The organism is Aquibium sp. ELW1220 (genome assembly GCF_030398385.1).
Classification (GTDB): domain Bacteria; phylum Pseudomonadota; class Alphaproteobacteria; order Rhizobiales; family Rhizobiaceae; genus Aquibium.
In genome coordinates this window covers 67310-86645 of record NZ_JAOAOQ010000012.1, presented here as the reverse complement: position 1 = coordinate 86645, position 19336 = coordinate 67310, and the positions used below count along the sequence as shown (strand labels likewise).

Genomic DNA, 19336 nt, shown 5'->3' with positions numbered 1-19336 from the left:
AAGCCGCTGTAGATGAGCGGTGCAGTCCTTTGTCCCTAGCTCACTGAAAGCCGCCCAGCGGGAATCACCCCGATCGAGCCGTGCAGGCGCGCGGGACGCCCCGTGACCGGAGTCTGGCAGGAGTCGACCCCATATTGGACATCTGCACTGGCTTGAATGTCTTCCGAGAGCCGCTGCTTCTGGCCGGCTACCGGAATGACCGACTAGATGACTTCCGGCTCGTGTTGCCGCAATCGGCCCAGGGGAGACGCGCATGAATGCGGCCCCACGACCAGACCGCCCCGATCGACGAAGCCGTGAATGGCGATCACCGCACGCGCAACGGAATCGTGCGGCGCGAGCAGACGCGCCGCAAGCTGTGGCGGCAGCGGTCGCGGTGTTTGCACAGAAGAGCCCGGACGCCGCCTCGATCGACGATTTCATCGAGCAGGCCGGCGTGTCGCGCGGGACTTTCTACAACCATTTCCGCTCGATCCACTAACTGCTGCAGGCTGTCAACGCCGGGGTTTCGGACGGCGTGCTGGAGGTGATCGACAAGATGGTGCTGACCTTCGACGATCCGCTTGAGCGGATCGCCGCGGGCTGCCTCGCCTACATGTCGCTGGCCATCGAGAGCGGGGCCGGGGGGCGCTTCATCGTTCAGGTGGGCACCCAGGGTGAGGCGGGCGGCAAGCTGGTCGACGTCTACCTCCCGCACGACATCCAGATGGCCGCAGGCAACGGAGACTTTCGGCTTTCCGCGGTGCAGGTTGCGCATGACGCAATCCTGGGCGGCCTCGTCCGCAGCATTCAGCCGGTCATCCTGGGCAGGACACAGCCCGACCATGTGCGCGAGACACTGATGGTCCCCTTCATCGGCCTGGGGGTCGACGCCGAACGGGCGCGGCGTGTCTGCCGGATGAAGGTGCCCGAGCTGCCGATCTCGGGCGATTCCGACTTCTGGGCGCTGATCAGCGAGTGATGGCGTGCCCGCGGTGGCCGACCCGCGCGAGCAGCCCCGCCAGCGTGACGAGGAGGATGCCGGTTGCCGAGAGGGCCCAAAGCGAGCTCGCGAAGCCGCCGCTGCGGTCGGACAGCAGCCCGATCGTCGTCGGACCGAGGACGCCGCCGATCTCGGCCGCGACGAAGAACAGGCCGCCGAGCAGGCCGTGCCGCTTCCGGTCGATGCCCGGCAGGTCGAGCAGGAGCAGCATCACGATCGCCGTGGCCGAGGTGCGCGCGATACCGAGCAGCACGAGCGAGGCGACCAGGGCTGCGCCCGCGGGCAGGAGCAGCAGCAGGCTGGCGGCCGCCATGCCGGCGAAGATGAGCCCGATCAGCGCCAGCCGCCGCCCCGCGACGGCATAGCGCGGCACGACCAGCGACCCGGCGATGCCGACGATCTGCGTCAGCGACGCCCAGAGCCCGGCCTCCGCTGCCGTGAGTCCTTTGGCGCGCAGGATCTCGGGCAGCCAGTTGTTGAACCCGTGGTTGATCAGGAAGATGCCGACGCCCATGACGAGCAGCACCTGCACGGACGGCTTGGCGAGGAGGGCGAGCGCGGTGCCCGGGTCGAAGGCGCGCGGCGCGATCGCGTCGGCGGCTGGCGCGGGGTCGGCCAGCGGATGGCTGGCGAGCAGGAACCATGCGGCGCCCGCTGCGAAGGCCACGGCGGCGTTGGCGACCATCACCATGCGCCAGTCCTGGTCGAAGAGCGGCATGAGCACGCTCGTCATGAGCGCCAGCGAGGCCGCGCTGCCGAGCGCCGGGCCGGTCGTGTAGATGCCGATGGCGCTGCCCCGGTCGCGCCCGTCGAACCATCGGGCGGTCAGCTTCGGCGCGCCGACGGAGATGAGCGGTCCGCCGATCCCGAACAGCCCGACGGCCGCGAAGAGCGAAAGCTCGTCCCAGGCGAAGCCGCGCAGGAGCGCCGACAGCCCGACGATCGCGCTGCCGACGAGCAGCGACCAGCGGGCCGTCAGCCGGTCGAGGATCACCCCGCACGGAATGGCGGCGGCGATGTAGACGAGCGGCCAGGCGCCGAGGATCGCTCCCATGCCGGCGTTGGAGATGCCGAGTTCGGCGCTGATGACGGGGATGAGCGGCGCCATCGACGCGGCGACCAGCCCGAAGCAGAAATAGACGAGCCAGATGCCGAAGAGCAGGAACCAGCGGTAGCCTTGGCGTCCGGCCGGCTTCGACAGGGCCGCTTCACCCACCGGCGGACCTGGCTAGCTGAGCCGGGGCGGGATCGGAGGAGAACGGCATCTTGGAGGCCAGCAGAATGTCTGTCGTCACGCGCAGATGGTCGGCAAGGAGCGTCTTCGCGCGCGGGCCGTCGCGTGCCAGCACGGCCGCCGAGATGGCGCGGTGCTCGGCGTCGATGTCGCGGTCGTACTCGGCGAAGGGGCCCGACAGCCGGCGGTAACGCTCCGACTGCACGAAGAGCTGCTTGCGCAGCCGCAGCCACCAGCTGTTGGTGCAGGCCGACGCGATCTCGTCGTGGTAGCGCTCGTGATAGCGATGCCACGTCTCGGTGTCCGCGCTCACCTTGCCGATCGACAGGGTGAGCCTGGAAAGCTGGTGCGCCACCGAGAGCACTCTGCCCTCCCAGGCGAGATTGCCGTTGGCGATCGAGGACTCCACGCAGGTGGTCTCGATGACGATGCGCGCCTGGGTGAGGTCGATCAGGTCCTGACGCGAGATCAGCGACACGGAGAACCCGCGCTGCGGCTCCGCCGTCACCAGTCCCTCCGAGGTCAGCCGCGCCAGTGCCTCGCGCACCGCGCCAAGGCTGGCGTCGAATTCCTCCTTGAGCGCGTCGATGCGCAGCCTCTCCCCGGGCCGGTAGCGCGCGGTGATGATCGCGTGGCGGAGCCTGTCGTAGGTCCGCGAGGTCATGCTCTTGTGGACGCTGACGCCGTCCGTCTCGTCGGGGGATTTCATGGCGTCACCATATCCGACTTGGCCGGCCAAAAAAATGTATTTTTTGTTGACTGATACTTTTTATCGCCGTAAGTGCATTGGAAACGCAGATCGCAATGGATGGTGTCGTGCGCTTCCTCAGTTACGAAGTCGATGGAACGGGCGGCCTGGCCGTCGACACGGGAACCGGCGAGTTCCGGGGCCTGCTGGCGTCGTCCGAGGCCTTTCCGGGCACCCTCGACGACATCGTGCGCAGCGGCGACTTTGCCGGCGCGGCTAGGCGGCTGCAGGCGGGTTCGTCGGTCGATCCCGCGTCGGCCATCCACCGGCCGCCGCTGACGCGCGCCTCCAAGATCCTGTGCGTGGGCCTGAACTACAGCGACCACGCCGCCGAAAGCGCCATGAAGGCGCCCGACTTCCCCACCGTCTTCGCCCGCTTCAATTCGGGGCTGGTCGCGCATGGTGCGCCGCTGGTGAAGCCGAACGCCTCCGACGCGTTCGACTACGAGGGCGAGATGGTCGCCGTCATCGGCAAGCGCGGCCGCGAGATCGCCGAGGCCGACGCGCTCGACCACATCGCCGGCTACTCGATCTTCAACGACGGCTCGATCCGCGACTTCCAGCTGCGCACCCCGCAATGGACTGTGGGCAAGAACTTCGACGGGACCGGCGGCTTCGGCCCGGTCTTCGTCACGGCCGACGAACTGCCGGATGGCGCGGCCGGCCTGCACATCGAGACCCGGCTCAACGGCCAAGTCATGCAGAGCGCCAGCACGAGCGACCTGATCTTCGACGTGCGCAAGCTCGTCTCGCTGCTCAGCATCGCCATGACGCTGGAGGCCGGCGACGTCATCGTGACTGGGACGCCCTCGGGCGTGGGCGCCGCGCGCAAGCCGCCGGTGTTCATGAAGCCCGGCGACATCTGCGAGGTCGAGATCGAGCGCATCGGGACGCTGAGGAACAGGATCGTGTCGCAAGGCGGGTGACGAGGCCCGCCCAAGGGCACGACAGACCTCGACTTCATGCGGGAGGAGCATGTGAGGAACTGGGATTACGACGTCGCCGTGATCGGCGGAGGGCCGGTAGGCCTGGCGCTCGCCACGGAGTTCGCCGCGCGCGGCCATAGCGTCTGCGTCATCGAGCAGAACGACCGCGTCGGCGTGCAGCCGCGCGCCAAGACCACCAACGTGCGCACCATGACGCACATGCGGCGCTGGGGCCTGGCGCCCGAAATGCGCCGCCGCTCGCCGCTCGCGCCGGGTTTCCCGCGCCGCGTCCGCTTCGCGACGGGCCTCTTCGGCCATGACATCTTCGCCTTCGACAATGCCTTCTGCGCCTCGCCCGTCCGCGACGAGCGCTTTCCCGAACATGCCGAGTTCATTCCGCAATACGTCGTCGAAGGCATCCTGCTCGACCACGTGACGGCGCATCCGCTCGCCACCGTCCGCTTCCACACGCGGCTGGAATCGTTCGAGCGGATGGCCGGAGGCGGGCTGGCCGCCACGGTGCGGGATCTCGAAACCGATTTGGTCGAACGGGTGACGGCGCGCTTCCTGGTCGGCGCCGACGGCGCCCGCTCGAGCGTGCGCAAGCTGCTTGGCATCCAGATGCAGGGCCTGCACTCGCTGGTGTCCTTCGTGACGCTGATCCTGCGCATCCCGGGCCTCAATGCCGACCCGGCGCTGCAGCCGGCGCTGTTCCACTGGCTGGTCAGTCCCGACGCGCCATGCGTCATGGGACCGATGGACAAGGAGGACGTCTGGTTCTGGGGCATGCCTCTGCCGCCGGGCCGGGAGATGTCCGACGAGGATTTGCTCGCCACCGTCCGCAAGGCGATGCGCAGGGACTTCGCCATGGAGATCCTGGCGCGCGACCCCTGGACCGTGCACAAGCTCCTGGCCGACCGCTACCGCGACGGCGACGTGTTCCTGGCCGGCGACGCCTGCCACCTCCATTCGCCCTTCGGCGGGCACGGCATGAACTTGGGCATCGCCGACGCGGTCGATCTCGGCTGGAAACTGTCGGCCGCGCTCGAGGGATGGGCCGGGGACGACCTGCTCGACAGCTACGAGACCGAACGCAAGCCTGCGCATCGCCTGGTCATCGAGACATCGACGGAGAACGTCGCGGCGCTGAGCGACAAGTTCCTCGCGCCGGGCCTCGGCGACGACACGCCGCAAGGCGCGGACGCGCGTGCGGCCGCCGCCAGGGCCGTGGAGGAGGCGAAGGCGCCCGAGTTCCGCTCGCTCGGCGTCGTGCTCGGCTACCGCTACGCCTCGCCGCTGGTCGTGGTCGACGAGGCGGGCGATCCGCCGGCATTTTCGGTGACGCGCTACACGCCGACGGCCTATCCCGGCTCGCTCGCGCCGCATGCGTGGCTGGACGACGGATCGGCGCTCTACGACCATTTCGGCGCGGGCTTCACGCTGCTGCGGCTCGGCGAGCCCGACGCGGCGGCGGAGCGGGAGCTGACGGAGGCCGCGGCCGAGCGGAACCTGCCGCTGACGCTGTTTGCGCCGCGCGACGCGGCGGTGCGCGAACGCTACGGCGCCGACTACGCGCTCGTCCGCCCCGACCAGCACGTCGCCTGGCGCGGAAGCCGGCTAGCCGCGCCCGCAGCCTTGCTCGACCGCATCCGCGGCAAGCCTGCGACGGACCCGCGAATGGCGGCAGCTACAGCAAAAGGGAGAGGAAAATGAAGCTTACGAGACGTGGATTCGTGGCGGCGACCGCCGCGGCGCTGGCCATGCCGGCGATCGGGCGCGCGCAGGCGGGCAAGCTCAAGCTGTCGCACTATCTGCCGCCGCAGCACCAGATCAACGCCGAGCTGATGCGCTGGGCCGACGAGGTCCGCGAGAAGTCCGGCGGCGCGGCCGACATCGAGGTGTTTCCGGCCGGGCAGATGGGACCGCCGCCGCGCCAGTACGACCTCGCCCGCACCGGCGTGTCCGACATCTCCTTCATCTTCACTGCGCTGACGCCGGGACGCTTCCCGCTCGTTGACGCGCTGTCCCTGCCGTTCCTCTTCGCCGACGAGGAGGGAAACCCCGTCACCACTGCCGAGGCCTCGCGGATCGCCACGTCGATCAAGGCCCGCACCGCGGCCGAGTTCCAGGGGATCGAACTGCTCTACGCCGTCGTCACGACTTCGGGCGGCTGGTTCATGCGCGACAAGCTGATCCGCACGCCCGACGACATGAAGGGCCTCCGGATACGCCCGACCAGTGCCGCAGCTACTGCCCAGATCGCCGCGCTGGGTGCCTCGCCGGCCACCATCCCGCCGACCGAACTGGCCGACGCGATCGCCAAGGGAGTCGTCGACGGCGCCATCTTCAATTTCGAGGGCGGCAAGGCGTTCCAGCTCCAGCAGTCGGTGACCAAGGTCAGCACGCTCGCCAACTCCGTCGGCTACTTCGCGCTCGTCATGAACGGTGACAGGCTCGCCGGTCTGCCCGAGGAAGGGCGGCGCGCGATCGCCGAGACCACGGGCCCCGATGCCGCCGCACGGGTCGGCGGGCTCTACGACGCCGCCGAGGGTGTCGGCCGGAAGTTCATGGAGGACGCCGGGATCGAAGTGATCGACCTCAGGGGCGACGCCGCGAGAGCCTTCCGGACCGCCCTGCAGCCCGTCGCGGACAAGCAGATCGCCGATCTGAAGGCCGCGGGCCAGGACATCGACGGGATGATCGCCGAGATCAAGGCGAAGATGGCCGAGCTCTGACCATGGCGAGGCGCACCCTCGAACGGCTGGCCCGGGTCTGCACGTTTGTCGGTGCGCTCGCCATCGCCGTGATGATGCTCGCGACCTGCTGGGACATCGTCGCCCGATGGGCGGCGAACAGGCCGCTACACGGGGTCGTGGAGCTGGTCGAGATCATGGTGCTCGCCAGCGCCATGCTCGGGCTCCCCGAAACCTTCCTGCGCGACGAGCAGATCCGCGTCGATCTCGTCGACGGGTTCGTGCCGCGGCGCGCGCTGGCTCTTCTCAAGATCGCGGGCCTCGCTCTCTCGGTGATCCTGCTCGGCACCATCGCACTGAACGTCTTCCAGCCGATGCTGGACGCCCGCCAGTTCGGCGACCTCAAATATGACCTCGGCATGCCGGTCTGGCCGCTCTATGCGCTCATCATCTTCGCCTTCGCCGCCTCGATCCTGACATGCGCGGCGACGATGCTCCGCGAAATCGCCGGCGGGGAGCGATAGGACGATGGAACCCATCACGCTGAGCTGGATCGGCATCGTCGTCCTCGTGGCCCTCATCATGCTGCGCATGCCCGTGGCGGTCGCGCTCGGTCTGGTCGGATATGTCGGCTACGGCCTCGTCGAAGGGTTCCACCGGGCCAGCCTCACGGCGGGCGCCGCCCCTATCGAGCTCGCGCAGGCCTACAGCTTCTCGGTCGTCCCGCTTTTCACGCTCATGGGTGCGGTGGCCGCCAGCGCCGGCCTGTCGAGCGACCTCTTCCGGGCGAGCAACGCGCTCTTACGCGGCACGCGCGGGTCGCTCGCCATCGCCTCGATCTTCGCCTCGGCCCTGTTCGGCGCGGTCTGCGGCTCTTCGGTCGCGACCGCGCTGACCATGAGCAAGGTGTCGATCCCGCAGATGCTGGCGGCCGGATACCGACCGAGCCTGGCGGCCGGATCCGTCGCGGCCGGCGGCACGCTCGGCATCCTCATCCCGCCGTCGCTCATCCTGATGATCTACGCCATCATCGCCCAGCAGTCGGTGGCCGAGCTCTTCATGGCAGCACTGGTGCCCGGCCTGGTGCTCACCGTGCTCTACTGCGCGGTGGCGCTGCTGCTCGTCCGGCGCACGTCCGAAGGCGAGGCCGACGCCGCCCCGGCCCCTGCGCCGCGCGAGCCGGTGCTGCCGGCGCTCGCCCGCATCTGGCACGTCGTGCTTCTGTTCGTCGTGACGCTGGGCGGCATCTATGCCGGCTGGTTCACGCCGACGGAAGCGGCCGCCGTCGGCGCGCTCGGCGCGATCATCCTCGGCATCGCCTTGCGCCGGATGGGCCTGCGCGACCTCGCGCTGTCCTTCACCGAGACGGTGCGGCTGGTGTCGAGCATCATCTTCATCGTCATGGCCTCGACGATGTTCTCCTATTTCATCGTGCAGACCGGCGTGGCCGATGCGATCTCGTCCGCCATGCTGTCGGCCGGCATCGGCGCGACCGGGGTGATCCTCCTCCTGTGCGCCGTCTACATCCTCATGGGCTGCTTCCTCGAAGGCGTAGCGATGATCCTGATCACCGTGCCCATCACGCTGCCGCTGATCCTGTCCTTCGGCTTCGATCCGGTCTGGTTCGGCGTCATGCTGGTCATCCTCATCGAGATCGGCCTGATCACGCCGCCCATGGGAATGAACCTCTTCGTCATCCGGGCCGTCAGCCCGGGCATCACGATAGCGCAGATGTATCGCGGCGCCTTCCCCTTCCTCGCCGCGCCCCTCGTGCTGATCGCCATGCTCATCCTGTGGCCGGAGCTGGCGCTCTGGCTCCCCTCGCAACTTCACTGAAATGGAGGCCAGCATGCCCAAGGTATTCGAGCTCGGTTTCGTCGCTCTCGCAGTCGCCGACTTCGCCAGGACGCGGGACTACTACGTCGACACGTTCGGAACGACCGAAGTCGACCGGGAGAAGGACGGGACCGTCTATCTCAGCCTCGGTTATCATCACCACGACATCGTCCTGCGGCCGGCCGACGGCAAGTCGCTCCTGCATCTCGGCTACCAGCTCACGCCCGGAATTGGCCTCGATGCCTTCGCGAAGGACGTGCGCGCCCTCGGGCTCAAGGCGGAGAGGAAGACCGATTCCCAGCCCGGCATCGCCGAACTCGTCGAGGTGGAAGGCCCAGCAGGCAACGTCTTCCAGTTCTATGAAACGATCGACGCACCCGCACCCGGCTTCAAGTCGGGCACAGTTTCGCCGCTGAGCCTCGGCCACGTCGCCGTGATCTCGCCGGAGGCGGGCAAACTCATCGCTTTCTATCGCGATTTCCTGGGCTTCTGGGAAACCGACTGGATCGGCGACCTGGCCAACTTCCTCACCTGCAGTTACGAACACCATGTCGTCAACATCGTCAACGCGCCGCTGTCGAAGGTCCACCACATCGCCTTCCAACTGCAGGACAACAGCCATCAGTTCCGTGCGGCCGATCGGCTGATCGCCGATGGCGTTCCCACGAAGTGGGGCCCATCGCGCCACACCGCTGGCCACAATGTAGCGGCCTACCACTACGATCCCGACAAGAACCTGATCGAGCTCTACACCGACATGGATGTCTTCGTTCCGGGACTCGGCATGTGCCAACCCCGCCCGTGGCACGAGCACTATCCCATGAAGCCCAGGCGCTGGGATCCGCAGTTCAGCGCCTGGGAGGTCGAGTTCGGCTTCGACCTAGCGCAAGGCTGACGCTTCGGTTCGCTAAGGAAGCCGCATCCACTTCGACAATGAGCAATCTCTCTGTCGCGGCGTTCCAGCGCCGCGTGGCCCCTTCCCAGTGAACTCCACGAACCGGTGCAGTGGTGACTTCGCGATGAGCCCCCCATCTCAACCATCGCCGGTGACACCGCCGCGGAACTTGCCAGCGTATGAAACGGACTTTCGCGCGAGCCGGAAACGAGGAAATCGCGAGCCCACCGTCCCAGCGCCGAATGGCGCTGCTTTTTGCATAGATGGCGGTGTGACGCCGGCGATCGTTTGAGGAAGTGACAACGCGAACTGCGTGTTATGTCGCGTACATAGCCTTTTAGCGCATCAGCGAAGTAAGTTACTGCCTAAAGATGGCCCGAACGGCGTCGTCAGCGCATGGGGTCGATCAATGGCTGCTTTCGGGAAGCCACCATCAAGAGCTGTACGTCCAGAATGGTGAAGGGTTTCGGGTGCCGGCAGGCGTACGAAAGCCTCTCATGCAGGAACCCGCGGGCCACCATCGACGGCTATGGGGATTTCGAACTGCGGCCGATGTCGGCGATGGCGCGACCGGCGCTGGGAGGAGCGATGGAGGATGCGGACAGGCTGCTTCGTTGCGCCTCCGCGCGGTATTGGCGACATAGGCGACCCGGAACTGGTTCGGGGAGACCCATGTCGGCGTCAGCGATTGCTGTGGCCGCGCGCGGGTTCGTTGCCGGAGGCGGAACGTCTGCGGCTGTAGGCTCGACCATGCCATGCCGGGTCATGGCGCGGTCTCCCGGTTCGTCGCTGATGCGTGCGGCGGTCCACGCGGCTGCCCCCAACGTTCGAAGGTCTCGATGACGATCATGCGTCCGCCGCAGCATGGGCATGGCGGGCGGTAGTCGTCCGGTTCGCCTGGTGTGTCGTCATCAGGCGACGCGGCGACATCCAGGAGTTTGTGGGCGAGCGCGAGGCTGGCCCTGCGGGCGGAGCCGGCGAGCAGGCCGTAGTGGCGGATGCGATGGAAGCCGCGTGGCAGGACATGGATCAGGAAGCTGCGGATGAACTCGTCTGCTGCAAGCGTCATGACCTGCTGCCGGTCTGCGCCGTCGCGGCGATAATCCTTGTAGCGGAAGGTGACGCCCCTCTCGTCGAAGGCGATCAGGCGGCTGTTCGAGATCGCGACCCGGTGGGTGTAGCGCGACAGGTAGGCGAGCACTGCCTCCGGTCCCGCGAACGGCGCCTTGGCGTATACCACCCATCGCTTCCCGCGAACGGGAGCAAGGTGGTGCAGGAAGGCTCGCCGCTCGGCGAGATGAGCGAGGGTGCCGAAGAGGCCGAGCTGCCCAGCGTCGTACAGAGCGACCAGCCGCGTGAGGAAGAGCCGTCGGAACAGCTTGCCGAGCACACGCACCGGAAGCAGGAAGGCTGGACGCGAGGAGATCCAGCAGCTTCCGTCCGGCGCGATGCCGCCGCCCGGCACGATCATGTGCACGTGCGGATGGTGGGTCATCGCCGAACCCCAGGTGTGGAGCACGGCGGTGATGCCGATGCGTGCGCCGAGGTGTTTTGGATCGGCGGCGACGGTCAGCATCGTCTCCGACGCCGCTCGGAACAGCAGGTCGTAGACGAGCGCCTTGTTCTGGAACGCGATGTCGGCGACCTCGGCGGGCAGCGTGAACACGACGTGGAAGTAGCCGACCGGCAGCAGGTCCGCCTCGCGCTCGGCAAGCCACGTCCGCGCTGCCGCGCTCTGACACTTCGGGCAGTGCCGGTTGCGGCAGGAGTTGTAGGCGATGCGCCACTGGCCGCAGTCCTCGCAGGCCTCGACATGACCGCCGAGAGCCGCGGTGCGGCAGTTCTCGATCGCCGACATCACCTTGAGCTGGGCGAGGCTTAAGCGCCCTGCATGGGCGGCCCGGTATGCAGGCCCTGCTGCGCGGAAGATGTCGGCGACCTCGATCGAGGCGCGCACGCCTTACTCCGGCGGCGTCTTGCCCTCCATCAGCGCCATCAGGCGGTCGAGCGGCCCGGTGACAGCGTGGATCGTCCGGGTCGAGACCTTGGCGTAGAGCGCGGTCGTCTCAAGCTTGCTGTGGCCGAGCAGCACCTGGATGACGCGGATATCGACATCCTGTTCGAGCAGGTGGGTGGCGAAGCTGTGACGCAGCGTGTGCGGGCTGACGCGCTTGCGGATGCCGGCGACCTCGGCGGCCTCCTGGACGGCGCGGTGCAGTTGCCGCGACGAGACCGGATCGGTGCGGCTGCGGCCGGGGAACAGCCAGCCATGCGGAAGCATGACCCCGCGCCGCCGGCCTTCGCGCCACCACAGCCGCAAGAGTTCCAGGAGCTGCGGCGAGAGCATCGCGTTGCGGTCCTTGCGGCCCTTGCCCTGCTCAACACGAAGGAGCATTCGCCCCGAGTCGACGTCGTCGACCTTGAGATGCGCGACCTCGGACACACGTAGGCCCGCGCCATAGGCGACGCCAAGCGCGGCCTTGTACTTGAGGCCCGGTGCGGCTTCGAGCAGCCGTCCCGCTTCCTCCACGCTGAGCACATCCGGCAGCTTGCGGTGATAGCGGGTGATCACCAGTGCGCGCGACAGATCCCGGCGCTGCAGGGTCACCAGGAACAGGAACCGCAGCGCCGAGACCGCGCCGTTGATGGTCGCAGGTCCCACGCCCTTCTCATGCTGATCCAGCTGGAAGCGGCGGATATCCTCCGGCGTCGCGGTGTCGGGCGAGCGGCCGAGGAACGCGGCGAAGCAGCGGACGTGACGAACATAGTCCTGCTGCGTATGGGAGCCGAGGCCCCGCATGATCATGTCGTGCAGCATGCGCTGGCGAAGCGGCGAGACGGGTGCATCGATCGACGGGTTAGACATGGCGAGTTCCTCTCGTTGAAGGGAACTCCAGGATCGGCCCACCCGCCGACACCTGCTCAAAGGCTACGGATACTACGCCATCTCAAGCCAAGGCGCCCCTCCCGCGAAGCGGGTTCGTGCATGGGGGCGCTAAGCTGACTGCAGTCCGCGATCTCCGCAACGTCCGCCTTCAGGCGAATGCAAATGTTGGTTAAGCGTCAGACACAGGGAGCCTACCCGCCTTACCCCATCCTCCACTCAAGCCTCGGCTACCTCAGCGCCCCCAACATCCCGCAGCACCACCGTCATCGTCCCGCGGTGCACCACCGCCTTGTCCTGGTTGAACACCTCGAACCGGAACGTGCCGAGGCTCCGCCCGGGCTTCGAGGTCGGGCGCAGCGTCTCCACCGTCACCGTCGAGCGGATCGTGTCGCCGATCCGCACCACGCCCATGAAGTCCCAGTTGAGGTTGACGAGGCCGATCACCCGCGGGCCGAACATCCCGGTCTGCGTCGCCATGCCGATCGCGGTCGCAAGCGTCAGCGGGCCGTGCGCGATGCGGGCGCCGTGCGGCGAGGCGCTGGCGAATACATCGTCGACATGGATCGGCGTGAAGTCGCCGACCAGCCCCGCAAACAGCGAGATGTCGCCCTCCCCGATCGTCCGGCCGGGGGTCGTCACGGTGGTGCCGGGCCGAAGCTCGATCATGGTTCCTCGCCTCCGTCGGGCCGGGCGGCGCTCGCCTCGGCACTCTTGCGACCGGCGCCCCCCGCGCCAGTGCCCGTGGAACCGCCGTCCCCCGCATCGGCGCCGCCGGGACCGTTGAAATAGTCCGGCTTGCCGGTCGTCCAGGTCTCGCCCCAGAGCTGGCCGCCGCCGTCGACGGTGAGCAGTTCGCCGGTGATGAACTTGCCGGCCGGGCCGCCGAGATAGACGCTCGCCTCCGCGATGTCCCAGGCGTCGCCCGCCCGCATCATCGGGTTGGTCATCGGATAGGCGGCGCGAACCTGCGGCGTGTAGACCTTCCAGCCCTCCGTCTCGATCGCCCCCGGCGCCACGCAGTTGACGCGGATGCCGAGCGGTGCCCATTCCACTGCCACGGCGCGCGACAGGCCGATGACGCCGGACCGCGCGGCGATCGTGTGCGCCACGCCGTAGAGGCCGTGCGTGGTGACGACGACGATGTTGACGATGCTGCCCGGCTGGCCGGCGTCGCGCCATTTGCGCGCCGCCGCCTGCATCATGAACCAGGTGCCGTTGAGGTTGGTGTTGATGACGGCGTTCCAGCCCTTCACGCTGAAGTCGATCGCGGCCTGCGGAAACTGCCCGCCCGCGCTGTTGACGACGAGGTCGAGCCGCCCGTGCGTCGCAAAGATCCGGTCGAAGAAGGCCGCCACCCCTTCCGGATCGCGGATGTCGACGACATGGCCGGAGCATGTCAGGCCCTGCTCGGCCATGGCGGCGACGAGGCCCGCGATCTTTTCCTCGCTGCGGCCGCTGACGATCACATGCGCGCCGAGCCGGGCAAGCAGCCAGGCGGTGGCGCGGCCGATCCCGCCCGCGCCGCCCGAGACCAGCACCACCTGCCCCGCGAAGGTACCGGGCGCGTAGACTGTCGGCCGGGCGGCAAGATCGGCGTCGGTGAAGCCGAAAGTCTCCGCCCCGCTCACCGCTCCATGCCCTTGAGCAGTTCGCCGGCGATGATCATCTTGCGCACTTCCGTCGTACCGGCGCCGATCTCGAGCAGCTTGGTCGAGCGGAACAGCCGGTTGATCTCCGATTCCCAGATGTAGCCCGTTCCGCCATGCACCTGCACGGCGAGGTCGAGCACCTTGTGCGAGGCCTCGGCCGCATACATCACCGAAGCCGCCGTCAGCATGTGGATGTCGCCGCGCCCGCCGCCGCCGATCTCCAGCGGCGCTGCCGACGAAAGAACGCGGTAGGTGAAGGTGCGGATCGTCTCCACCTGCACATACATGTCGGCGATCATCGACTGCACCATCTGGAACGAGCCGATCGGCTTGCCGAACTGCCGGCGTGTCTTGGCGTAGTCGATCGAGAGTTCCAGCGCGCGCTCGGCGACGCCAAGGCAGATCGGCGAGATCATAGCCCGCTCGAGGTCGAGCCCGCTCATCACCACCGCCACGCCGCGATTCTCGCCGCCGACGAGGTTTTCGGCCGGCACGCGGCACTCCTCGAACAGCAGTTCGCCGGTCTGGCTGCCGCGATAGCCCATCTTGTTGAGCTTCTGCGCCACCTTGAAGCCGGGCATGCCCTTCTCGACGATGAAGGCGGAAATGCCGTGCGCGCCCTTCTCGCGGTCGGTCTTGGCATAGACCAGCAGCACGTCGGCCACCGGGCCGTTGGTGATGTAGATCTTCGAGCCGTTCAGCACGTAGTCGTCGCCGTCGCGGCGCGCCGTCGTGCGCATCGAGCCCAGCGCGTCCGAGCCCGCTCCCGGCTCCGTCAGCCCGAGCGCGCCGATCTTGCGGCCGGAGCAGAGGTCGGGAACGTAGCGCCGGCGCTGGTCCTCGTTGCCGTTGCGGTAGATGTTGTTGGCGCAGAGGTTGTCATGCGCCACCCAGGCCAGCGCCATGGCGTGGTTCCAGCGCGCGAAGCCCTGCAGCACCAGCCCTGCGGCAAACAGGTCGAGGCCGGTTCCGCCATAGGCTTCCGGAATGGTGATGCCGAACAGCCCGGCATCCCCGATCTTCGGGAAGGCCTCGTCCGGCCACCATTCCTCATTGTCCATCCGCGCGGCCAGCGGATAGAGTTCGCTGCGCGCGAAGCGGTCCGCATTGTCGAGGATCATCGCGTGTTCCGGGTCGAGATCGAAGGCGGCGTTCTTTTCGTTCGATCCTGCAATGTCCAAGACGTCCTCCCTCGATCACGCCGGAGGCATTGCAGCCGCCGCTAATGAAGTCATTTCATCATCCGATCGCCCGGCTCATGTCAAGTGTTTGCCGGCCAATTGTGATGTGCCCTTTCGGTAATATCTCCGTGCAGGATGATCGGCCGGGATTGGTTGACAACGCTGATGAATTGGAATCATTTAGGCTCGAACCCGACCGCAGAGCATGGGGGAAAAGGTGACGGAACCGGTGACGATCGAACGCCGCGGCGAAGTGCTGTGGATCACCATCAATCGCGAGGAGCGCCGCAATGCGCTCAACGAGACGGTGGCCGAACGGATCCATTCCGGTCTCGACCGGGCCGAGGCCGACCGCGAAATCCGCGCCGTGGTGCTGACCGGCGCGGGCGACAAGGCCTTCTGCGCCGGCGGCGACCTGCAGCTCCAGGCCGACGGCACGCCCTTCACCATCGACGTCGCCGACCCGCGCCACTACGTCGCCCGCCTGCTGCGCCGCATGGATTCCTGCCGCCTGCCGCTGGTCGCGCGGGTCAACGGCCATGCGCTCGCCGGTGGGCTCGGTCTGGTCTGCGCCTGCGACCTCGTCGTCGCCCGCGAGGACGCCATGCTGGGCGTCTCGGAGGTGAAGGTCGGCATATTCCCGATGATGATCCTGCCCTTCCTGCTGCGCGTCATCAGCTATCGCCGGATGATGGAACTGTGCCTGTCGGGCGAGCCGATGCTGGCGCGCGAGGCGGCCGGCGAGCGGATCGTCAACTACGCGGTCCCCGCGGGCGAGCTCGACGAAAAGCTGGACTGGCTGCTCGCGCGCATCACCGACAAGTCGCCGACCGGCATCCGGCTCGGCAAGCAGGCGCTCGCCAAGATCCGCGAGATGTCCACCGACGCGGCGCTGGAATACGCCCAGTTCATGCTGGCCAACATGTCCCGCACCCAGGATGCGCGGGAAGGCTTCCTCGCCTTCAACGAGAAGCGCAAGCCGAACTGGACGGGGGAGTAGCGGGCATGGGCAAGATTGTCCGCATCGGCTGCGGCGCCGGCTTCTGGGGCGACACGCCGGAGGGGCCGGCGCAGCTCGTGCGCAGCGGCGGCATCGATTATCTGGTGATGGATTATCTGGCCGAAATCACCATGTCGATCCTGGCGCGGATGAAGGCCAGGCGTCCCGAGCTCGGCTATGCCACCGATTTCGTCACCATGGTCATGAAGCCGCTGGCGCGCGAGATCGCCGGGAAGCGCATCCGCGTCGTCACCAATGCCGGCGGCGTCAATCCCGACGCCTGCCGCGACGCCCTCCTGGCGGTCTTCCGCGAAGCGGGCGTCGACCTGAAGGTCGCGGTCGTGCGCGGCGACGACCTGTCGGGCGAGGTCGAACGCTACCGCGCCCAAGGCGTGCGGGAGATGTTCTCAGGTGCCGTGATGCCGGCGCAGGCGGCAAGCGTCAACGCCTATCTCGGCGCCTTCCCAATCGCCGCCGCGCTCGCTGCCGGCGCGGATGTCGTGATCACCGGCCGCGTGGTCGATTCGGCCGTCGTCCTAGGCCCCCTGATCCATGAATTCGGCTGGGCACCGGGCCAGCACGACCTCCTGTCGGCCGGCAGCCTCTGCGGCCACGTGCTCGAATGCGGCACCCAGGTCACCGGCGGCATCTTCACCGATTGGCGCGAGGTCGCCGGCTGGGACGACATGGGCTTTCCCATCGCCGAGTGCAGCGCCGACGGCAGCTTCGTCGTCACCAAGCCGCAGGGCACCGGCGGGCTGGTCAGCACGAAAACCGTCGCCGAGCAGATCGTCTACGAGGTCGGCGACCCGACGCGATACGTCCTTCCCGACGTCGTCGCGGACTGGAGCGAGGTCAGGCTCGAGCAGGCGGGTCCCGACCGCGTCCGGGTCACCGGCGCCTGCGGCGCAGCACCCACCGACAGCTACAAGGTGAGCCTCACTCACCCCGACGGCTACCGCTCCGCCGTCACCATGATGATCGCCGGACGCGAGGCCGCCGCCAAGGCAAGGGCAACCGCCGAGGCGATCCTCGCCCGCGCCGAGCGCCTGATGAAGGCCGCCGGTTTCGACGGCTTCAGCGACCGCTCGATCGAGATCCTCGGCAGCGAGACCAGTTACGGCGACCATGCGCGTGCAGGCGACACCCGCGAGGTGGTGCTCAAGATCGCCGTCCGGCACGTCTCGAAGGACGCGCTGCAGATCTTCGGCCGCGAGATCTTCCCCGCCGCCACCGCGATGGCGCAGGGCCTCACCGGTTTCGCCGGCGGCCGCCCCGAGCCGCAGCCGGTGATCCGCCTCTTCTCCTTCCTGGCGCCCAAGAACGACGTGACCGTCACCATTGCCGGCGACGTCGGCGAGCAGACGCTTTCGCCATATCTGCCCAACGCAGCGGACGCCGCGCCTGCGGCAGTGCCCGCACCGGCCGAATGCGCGGCGTTCGACGGCCCTCTCGCCACCGTGCCGCTCATCGCGCTCGCCCATGGCCGCAGCGGCGACAAGGGCGACATCGGCAACATCGGGGTTCTTGCGCGGGATGCGAACTACCTGCCCTTCATCCGCCGCGCAGCTACCCCGGAAGCGGTCGGGCGCTTTTTTGCGCATTTCGTCAGGGGCAAGGTCGAGCGTTTCGAATGGCCCGGCCTCGAAGGCTTCAACTTCCTCCTCCACCAGGGCCTCGGCGGCGGCGGCATCGCCTCGCTGCGGCACGATCCGCAGGGCAAGGCGCTGGCGCAGATCATGATGGACTTCCCCGTCGAAGTTCCGGCGCGCTGGCTGGAGGCTGCGGGTCCGCTGGAAGGCTGGAGCAGGGACCCCGCATGACCGCTCCCTTGTTCGGCAAGATCCTGATCGCCAACCGTGGCGAGATCGCCTGCCGCGTCATCCGCACGCTGGACGCGATGGGCATCGCCTCGGTGGCGATCCATCACTCGGTCGAGGCGCGCGCCCGGCATGTGCGCATGGCCAGCGAGGCGGTGGCGATCGACGGCGAGACGCCGGTCGGAGCCCATCTCGACATCGACGCGATCGTCGCGGCGGCGCTCGCGTCGGGCGCCGACGCCATCCACCCGGGCTACGGCTTCCTGTCCGAGAACGCGCGCTTCGCCGCCGCCGTCGAGAAGGCCGGGATCGTCTTCATCGGACCCGACGCCGCGACGATTTCCCTGATGGGCGACAAGATTTCCGCCCGCGCCTTCGCCGAGGCGCAGGGCGTGCCGGTGGCGCCCTCGGTCATGCCCACCGGCGACCTCGACGACTTCATCGCCCGGGCGGAATCGATCGGCTTTCCGCTGCTGATCAAGGCGGCGGCCGGCGGCGGCGGCAAGGGCATGTCGATCGTCCGCTCCGCCGAAGGCCTGCGCGAGGCCGCCCGCATCGCGGCCGGCGAGGCGCAGCGCTATTTCGGCGACGGCCGCGTCTATGCCGAGACCTATGTCGAGCGCCCGCGCCACATCGAGGTGCAGGTGCTGGGCGACGGCGACGGCGGCGCGATCCACCTGTTCGAGCGCGAATGCTCGGTCCAGCGCCGCTTCCAGAAGATCATCGAGGAGGCCCCCGCCGCCCGCCTAGATCCCGCCCTGCGCGACGCCATCTGCGCCTCGGCCGTCCGGCTCGCCGCCGCCGCGCGCTACAAGAACGCCGGCACGGTGGAATACATCCTCGGCGCCGACGGCCGCTTCTTCTTCCTGGAGATGAACACGCGCCTGCAGGTCGAGCATCCGGTCACCGAGATGGTCACCGGCATCGACCTCGTCCGCGCCCAGATCGAGATCGCCGCCGGCAGGGGACTCCCCGCGAAGCAAGGGAAGATCGCCGTCTGCGGCCACGCCATCGAGTGCCGCATCTGCGCGGAGGATCCGGATCGCGACTTCCTGCCCGAGACCGGCATGCTCGCCCATCTCGGCGTGCCGGAAGCGCCCTGGCTGCGCTTCGAGAACGCCCTCGACCCCGGCCAGAAGATCACCGCCGACTTCGATCCGATGCTGGCCAAGCTCGTCGCCCATGGCACCACCCGCGCCGAGGCCATCGACCGCTCCATCGCGGCGCTGGAGGGCCTGGCGCTGCTCGGCGTCACCACCAACATCGACTATCTCGCACGCGTGCTGGACAACGCCGCCTTCCGCGCAGGCGACCTGCACACCGGCTTCGTGGCCGAGCAGCGCGAGGCGCTGGCGCCCCCGCCGATCCCGCCGCAGCTGCGGGCGCAGGTGCTCGCCGCCGCCGCGCTCGGCCTGCGTGACTTCCGCGAACTCGCGCTCGGCACGCCCGAGCCGCACGCCGCCATCGGCGGCTGGAGGAACTGAG

Annotated in this window: 18 protein-coding genes; 11 read left to right on the top strand and 7 right to left on the bottom strand. The window is 68.2% G+C overall.

Annotated elements, in window-relative coordinates; translation table 11 throughout:
* Positions 1 to 253 precede the first annotated feature (253 nt).
* Together N1F91_RS13240 and N1F91_RS13235 are read left to right on the top strand one after the other, a co-directional pair.
* Positions 254 to 481 (top strand): TetR family transcriptional regulator, encoded by a 228-nt coding sequence (locus N1F91_RS13240; RefSeq protein ID WP_289992759.1) that lies wholly within the window; start codon positions 254 to 256, stop codon positions 479 to 481.
* A 57-nt stretch (positions 482 to 538) separates the two neighbouring features.
* Positions 539 to 961 (top strand): hypothetical protein, encoded by a 423-nt coding sequence (locus tag N1F91_RS13235; RefSeq protein ID WP_289992757.1) that lies wholly within the window; start codon positions 539 to 541, stop codon positions 959 to 961.
* Here N1F91_RS13235 and N1F91_RS13230 read toward each other — a convergent pair.
* Positions 951 to 2198 (bottom strand): MFS transporter, encoded by a 1248-nt coding sequence (locus N1F91_RS13230; RefSeq protein WP_289992755.1) that lies wholly within the window; start codon positions 2196 to 2198, stop codon positions 951 to 953. The two genes, N1F91_RS13235 and N1F91_RS13230, sit on opposite strands and share 11 nt — an antisense overlap.
* A complete protein-coding gene (locus N1F91_RS13225; protein WP_289992753.1) occupies positions 2191 to 2925 on the bottom strand; it encodes a GntR family transcriptional regulator in 735 nt (244 codons plus the stop codon). Before N1F91_RS13225 ends, N1F91_RS13230 begins: the two co-directional genes overlap by 8 nt.
* Positions 2926 to 3032: 107 nt before the next feature.
* Between N1F91_RS13225 and N1F91_RS13220 the strand changes: the two genes are divergently transcribed.
* From N1F91_RS13220 to N1F91_RS13195, 6 genes are read left to right on the top strand one after another with little or no spacing between them, the layout of a single operon-like run.
* The gene (locus N1F91_RS13220; protein ID WP_289992751.1) at positions 3033 to 3890 is read left to right on the top strand and encodes a fumarylacetoacetate hydrolase family protein; all 858 of its coding nucleotides are present in this window, start codon (positions 3033 to 3035) and stop codon (positions 3888 to 3890) included.
* A 51-nt stretch (positions 3891 to 3941) separates the two neighbouring features.
* A complete protein-coding gene (locus tag N1F91_RS13215; protein WP_289992750.1) occupies positions 3942 to 5603 on the top strand; it encodes an FAD-dependent oxidoreductase in 1662 nt (553 codons plus the stop codon).
* Complete coding sequence (locus N1F91_RS13210; protein WP_289992749.1) at positions 5600 to 6625, top strand: TRAP transporter substrate-binding protein; 1026 nt, start codon at positions 5600 to 5602, stop codon at positions 6623 to 6625. Before N1F91_RS13215 ends, N1F91_RS13210 begins: the two co-directional genes overlap by 4 nt.
* 2 nt (positions 6626 to 6627) lie before the next feature.
* A complete protein-coding gene (locus tag N1F91_RS13205) occupies positions 6628 to 7107 on the top strand; it encodes a TRAP transporter small permease (protein ID WP_289992748.1) in 480 nt (159 codons plus the stop codon).
* Between the two features lie 4 nt (positions 7108 to 7111).
* Positions 7112 to 8419, top strand: coding sequence for a TRAP transporter large permease (locus N1F91_RS13200; RefSeq protein WP_289992747.1), 1308 nt, complete (start codon positions 7112 to 7114; stop codon positions 8417 to 8419).
* A 13-nt stretch (positions 8420 to 8432) separates the two neighbouring features.
* Positions 8433 to 9314: a VOC family protein gene (locus tag N1F91_RS13195; RefSeq protein WP_289992746.1), complete on the top strand. Its 882-nt coding sequence runs from the start codon at positions 8433 to 8435 to the stop codon at positions 9312 to 9314.
* 763 nt (positions 9315 to 10077) lie between these two features.
* On the opposite strand, the gene N1F91_RS13190 is transcribed toward N1F91_RS13195, so the two are convergent.
* From N1F91_RS13190 to N1F91_RS13170, 5 genes are all read right to left on the bottom strand, one after another.
* Positions 10078 to 11271, bottom strand: coding sequence for an IS91 family transposase (locus N1F91_RS13190; protein WP_289992745.1), 1194 nt, complete (start codon positions 11269 to 11271; stop codon positions 10078 to 10080).
* Positions 11272 to 11274: 3 nt separating this feature from the next.
* The gene (locus N1F91_RS13185) at positions 11275 to 12180 is read right to left on the bottom strand and encodes a site-specific integrase (RefSeq protein WP_289992744.1); all 906 of its coding nucleotides are present in this window, start codon (positions 12178 to 12180) and stop codon (positions 11275 to 11277) included.
* A 237-nt stretch (positions 12181 to 12417) separates the two neighbouring features.
* Positions 12418 to 12867, bottom strand: coding sequence for a MaoC/PaaZ C-terminal domain-containing protein (locus N1F91_RS13180; RefSeq protein WP_289992743.1), 450 nt, complete (start codon positions 12865 to 12867; stop codon positions 12418 to 12420).
* The gene (locus N1F91_RS13175; protein WP_289992742.1) at positions 12864 to 13829 is read right to left on the bottom strand and encodes an SDR family oxidoreductase; all 966 of its coding nucleotides are present in this window, start codon (positions 13827 to 13829) and stop codon (positions 12864 to 12866) included. Before N1F91_RS13175 ends, N1F91_RS13180 begins: the two co-directional genes overlap by 4 nt.
* Positions 13826 to 15031 carry an acyl-CoA dehydrogenase family protein gene (locus tag N1F91_RS13170; RefSeq protein WP_289992741.1) on the bottom strand — a complete coding sequence of 402 codons (1206 nt, stop codon included), beginning with the start codon at positions 15029 to 15031 and terminating at the stop codon, positions 13826 to 13828. The genes N1F91_RS13175 and N1F91_RS13170 overlap by 4 nt, the downstream gene beginning before the upstream one ends.
* 229 nt (positions 15032 to 15260) lie before the next feature.
* Here N1F91_RS13170 and N1F91_RS13165 point away from each other — a divergent pair, with 229 nt between their 5' ends.
* Genes N1F91_RS13165 through N1F91_RS13155 form a run of 3 tightly spaced genes read left to right on the top strand, consistent with a single transcriptional unit; the run spans position 15261 to position 19335 of the window.
* Positions 15261 to 16031 (top strand): enoyl-CoA hydratase-related protein, encoded by a 771-nt coding sequence (locus N1F91_RS13165; RefSeq protein ID WP_289992740.1) that lies wholly within the window; start codon positions 15261 to 15263, stop codon positions 16029 to 16031.
* 5 nt (positions 16032 to 16036) lie between these two features.
* Positions 16037 to 17854: an acyclic terpene utilization AtuA family protein gene (locus tag N1F91_RS13160; protein WP_289992739.1), complete on the top strand. Its 1818-nt coding sequence runs from the start codon at positions 16037 to 16039 to the stop codon at positions 17852 to 17854.
* Entirely contained in the window at positions 17851 to 19335 is a 1485-nt protein-coding gene (locus N1F91_RS13155) for a biotin carboxylase N-terminal domain-containing protein (protein ID WP_289992738.1), read from the top strand. The genes N1F91_RS13160 and N1F91_RS13155 overlap by 4 nt, the downstream gene beginning before the upstream one ends.
* Position 19336: the final 1 nt, after the last annotated feature.